We start from the raw sequence: 3,010 nt of genomic DNA, 5'->3' as shown, positions 1-3,010 counted from the left end.
AGGGCGAGCGGATCGTGTTCCGGGAGAACGACCGAGCTCTTGGCGTCAACAACGGCATGGGCGGGATGGTGACCGGGCTGGACCGGGCACGGGGCGAGGTGAGGGTGCGCAGTGATGCCGGTGCAGAAATCCGTATCAGCATGGACCGGGCACAGGCAATCGATCATGGTTATTGCCGGACCATCCACAGCAGCCAGGGGGCGACGGTGGAGCGGACGATCGTGGTGGGTGAGGCCGGCCGGGTGGCGACGGCGCAGACCGCCTATGTGGCGGCGTCGCGCGAGCGCTCCGGTCTGAGGATCATCACCGATGATCGGGAGAAGTTGTCTGCTGCCTGGTCCCGTTGGGCAGAGCGGCAGAGCGCCCGCAGCGTGCTGGCGCGCGGATCAGCGGATGAGCCTGGGCGGCAGCGGGACATGCCGGTGAGCGATATCAGCCGCGAACGAGCGCGCCAGAAAACCCTCGAGCAGGCACGGCAGCAGGCCGCCGAAGTCGCCAGGGCCCGGGAGGCCGCGCTGGAAAAGCAGGCGGAACGGCAGAGATCAACCCGCGAGGCAAACCATCGACAGGGGCGGGGGATGGAAATATGATGATCTAGCCGACGCCTGTCCTCATCATCGGGACCAACTCAGTCTCATCAGAAGCTGCCGCTTTGCCGGATGGACACAAGCAAGGCGCCAATCACAGGACCAGGCGGTGATCGAAGCGTTGGCGCCAGTCCAAGTGGAATGGAGATGCATTTGCCCGTATCGAAAAAGCCACGGAAAAAACCTCTCCGGAAATCCCATGGCACGAACCCCAACAGCCCCGTACCACCATTGCCCGACCGACGGGGTATGGAAGGGATGATGGCGGGGCGGTTCGGGGGAGCGAAAGACGCCGATCCGATCTCGGCTGCCCAGAACGTCATGTATCAAGCATGGGACGCGACGGACCGGCGGGAGCGGATCAGGCTGGCAAAGCAGGCGCTCGCGATATCTCCGCTCTGTGCCGACGCCTATGTGCTTCTTGCGGGAGAGGAAGCCCGGTCGGTCGAGCAGGCATTGGCCTTTTATCGGCTGGGGGTCGAGGCGGGACAGAAAGCGATCGGTCCTGAAGGGTTCAAGGAATATGCGGGACATTTTTGGGGATTTCTGGAGACCCGGCCGTATATGCGGGCCCGGCAAGGTCTTGCGGTGGTGCTCTGGGCGATGGGCCAGCATCAGGAGGCGATCGGGCATTGCCAGGCGATGCTTGAGCTCAACCCGAATGATAATCAGGGCATTCGCTATTTGCTGAGCGGCTATCTTCTGTCGCTTGGGCATACGGATGCCCTGAAACAGCTGCTGGGGCAGTATGAAGACGACGGCACCGCGATGTGGCTCTATACGCGGGCGTTGCTGGCCTTTCGGGAGGGTAGTCCGACGGCTGACAGGTTGGCGGAAGAAGCTTGGGCGGAAAACAGCTATGTGCCGGAGATCCTGTCTGGGCGACATCCGGTGATTGCCTCGCAGGACGGGTATATCACGCTGGGTGGAGAGGATGAGGCCGGCGAATATGCCAAGGACAACGGAGCCGCCTGGCGCGCCACGCCCGGCGCCATCGAGTGGCTGACACGGGTCACGTCCACCCTGGTGCCAAGGCCACCGGGCAGAAGCGCTGGCGGCAAGTGGAAACAGTGATCCCCGGTTCTGGAATGGTATCTGCTCATAACTCGGTCGAGACTTTAACCTGCAGCACCGCGTCGGCGCTCACGGCGGCCTCTGGCGAGGGTGCTACCGCGACCGTCGGCTTCAGCCTGTCGTTTCATCCGGCCAGATTACCGCCTTTCGTCCCAGTCGTCCCAGAGTACCCCAGATCCTGATGCTCTCCTTCATGTCGTTCAGTGATGGACTGCATGGTTCGTCTCCTGAGTGCGTGGTCGCAACCTCACTCCGCCCGACCCGGGTTCGCGGTCATGGGGCACATGTGAGGAAATATCGGCTGTTTGGCGATGGATCTTCGATTCGGATTCGGGGCGTGTGCCTAAGCGGCGGCGTTGGCCTGCGGCGGCTCGATGACGGCGAGCAGCTTCTTTGGCGTTGATATTCCGAGGTTTTTCAGGAGCGAAATTCGCGCGATCTCCTCGACGGCGCCGGCGGCAGCATCGATGTTCGATCGCCACAGTTTGGCCGCCAGCAGATGTTGGCCGCAGAAGACGTAGAGCGGCAGGTAGCAGAAGCAGTCGTAATAGCCGTGGAAAAGCCGCCCTTCCTATGGCTGCGCCGACCGTCAACGCTCGACATACCCGATGTGGATACGAGAGCCATACAGCGTCTTGATACTTCATGACGTATCATGATAAATCAAGGAAAGATTGGAGATATATCATGGCAGCCCAAACCCGTGAAAAATTTGCGACCCAGGTGAATTCCGAGATTCTCTCCGCCGTCCGCCAACTCGCCCAAAGCGAGGGGCGGCAAAGCGAGGGGCGGCAGTTGCAAGTGCTGGTGGATGAGGCGCTCGCCGACCTGATTGAAAAGCGCAAGCATGGCCGACCCCGCGCCAATGTGATGGCCGCCTATCAGGCGAGCCACGAAAAATTCGGGACGCTCTATAAAAAGCTGGCTGAATGACAGACTATCTGACCGTCATCGAGGTTCTGGCTATCCATGCAGACCAAATCGATCGCTACGGTGGCGCTCATGGCGTGCGTGACCCTGGCCAGCTGGAGGCGGCCTTGTATCGCCCACAGACGGGATATTATGCCGATCTGATCAACGAGGCTGCCGCCTTGTGGGAGAGTCTGGCGCAGAATCATCCGTTCATCGACGGCAATAAACGAACGGCCTTTGCTGCCACCTATACCTTCCTGGTTATCAATGGCGCTGGGGTGCAGGCCGATCCAGATGAGACTTACGATTTTATCGTCAGTCTGTATGAAGCGAACGGTTTCAGCTTTGAGCCGCTGGTCGTCTGGCTGCGGCGGGTGGTGGTGCGGCCTGACGCCTGATGATTCTCCTGCCGTAGCAAAATTGGGGCTGCTGGCGGG

At 61.1% G+C, this 3,010-nt stretch carries 3 protein-coding genes and 2 pseudogenes; 4 read left to right on the top strand and 1 reads right to left on the bottom strand.

Annotated features, from left to right (window positions below; genetic code table 11):
• Both B7Z76_RS15875 and B7Z76_RS15870 read left to right on the top strand, forming a co-directional pair.
• Positions 1–590 (top strand): annotated as a pseudogene (locus B7Z76_RS15875) (relaxase); the annotation flags it as partial.
• Between the two features lie 246 nt (positions 591–836).
• Positions 837–1,661, top strand: a complete 825-nt coding sequence (locus B7Z76_RS15870; protein WP_291345207.1) for a hypothetical protein — start codon at positions 837–839, stop codon at positions 1,659–1,661.
• A gap of 427 nt (positions 1,662–2,088) precedes the next feature.
• Here the strand turns inward: B7Z76_RS15870 and B7Z76_RS15865 are convergent.
• Positions 2,089–2,232 (bottom strand): annotated as a pseudogene (locus B7Z76_RS15865) (transposase); the annotation flags it as partial.
• A gap of 116 nt (positions 2,233–2,348) precedes the next feature.
• Here B7Z76_RS15865 and B7Z76_RS15860 point away from each other — a divergent pair.
• Positions 2,349–2,594, top strand: a complete 246-nt coding sequence (locus B7Z76_RS15860) for a hypothetical protein (RefSeq protein WP_291345205.1) — start codon at positions 2,349–2,351, stop codon at positions 2,592–2,594.
• A complete protein-coding gene (locus B7Z76_RS15855; protein ID WP_291345203.1) occupies positions 2,591–2,971 on the top strand; it encodes a type II toxin-antitoxin system death-on-curing family toxin in 381 nt (126 codons plus the stop codon). Before B7Z76_RS15860 ends, B7Z76_RS15855 begins: the two co-directional genes overlap by 4 nt.
• Positions 2,972–3,010: the final 39 nt, after the last annotated feature.

The organism is Acidiphilium sp. 20-67-58 (genome assembly GCF_002255515.1).
GTDB lineage: Bacteria > Pseudomonadota > Alphaproteobacteria > Acetobacterales > Acetobacteraceae > Acidiphilium.
This window is presented reverse-complemented; position numbering and strand designations above follow the sequence as displayed.

Excerpts from the sequence above, each read along its gene's own strand:
- B7Z76_RS15870 (WP_291345207.1), top strand. The coding sequence starts at position 837 with ATGGAAGGGATGATGGCGGGGCGGTTCGGGGGAGCGAAAGACGCCGAT.
- B7Z76_RS15860 (WP_291345205.1), top strand. The coding sequence starts at position 2,349 with ATGGCAGCCCAAACCCGTGAAAAATTTGCGACCCAGGTGAATTCCGAG.
- B7Z76_RS15855 (WP_291345203.1), top strand. The coding sequence starts at position 2,591 with ATGACAGACTATCTGACCGTCATCGAGGTTCTGGCTATCCATGCAGAC.